1 protein-coding gene is annotated in these 686 nt (G+C 23.5%); it reads right to left on the bottom strand.

What is annotated here, in order from left to right; genetic code table 11:
• The coding region (locus tag CD127_RS12795; RefSeq protein ID WP_240623883.1) for a helix-turn-helix transcriptional regulator at positions 1–252 on the bottom strand (252 nt) is incomplete at its 3' end.
• Positions 253–686 lie beyond the last annotated feature (434 nt).

Below are 686 nucleotides of genomic sequence, written 5' to 3'. Positions count from 1 at the left end.
TATTTTTTGTTTACTACCTAAATACCTTCTATTATTTATTTGAAGAGGGACAGGCATGGTTTTAAATAGTTCTAACTGTTCCGTACGATTTTGTTTCATTTTTTGATCTATTAATTTCACTTGATTAAATGTCCATGCATTTTGACGACCTTTTTTTTCAATCGGTTCTGGAATTTCTTTTTTTCGAATCCAATTATTTATTGTTTGTCTTGAAACATTATATTTTTGCATTAATTCTTGAGTTGTAATCAATTAGGCATCAACCTTTCTTTACAGTTAAAGCCATTCTAACACATCTAGCTTTAAAAGTAATCATAAAAAAATTTGAATATTATATACCTTCTATTGATAGATTTAATTTATTAAAACGAATATTTATATTTAAAATATAGTTTGTGTTGAAATAAATTGATTAAATTAAGGTAAATAATACAGATAAATTCATTTTATTTAAAACTAGTAGGAAAAAGAAGAAAGTTAAAGTGTATATATTAGTAACTCAATAATTGGTATTTATAGGGATTTGAAATAGAAAAGTTTATTTAAATAAATACTTGACTTAGCTTATCAACTAAGCAAAGTGTTACTAGTGTTATGTATAAATTAAACAGGTTTTTAAGTGGTATTGTTTTTAAAAATTGGATAGTAATTATAGCATATATAAGCACAACCATAAGCTATCAATT

This window comes from Staphylococcus petrasii, from assembly GCF_002902565.1.
Taxonomy (GTDB): Bacteria; Bacillota; Bacilli; order Staphylococcales; family Staphylococcaceae; genus Staphylococcus; species Staphylococcus petrasii.
The sequence above is the reverse complement of the archived record's forward strand: the minus strand, read 5'-3'. Positions and strand labels throughout refer to the sequence as shown.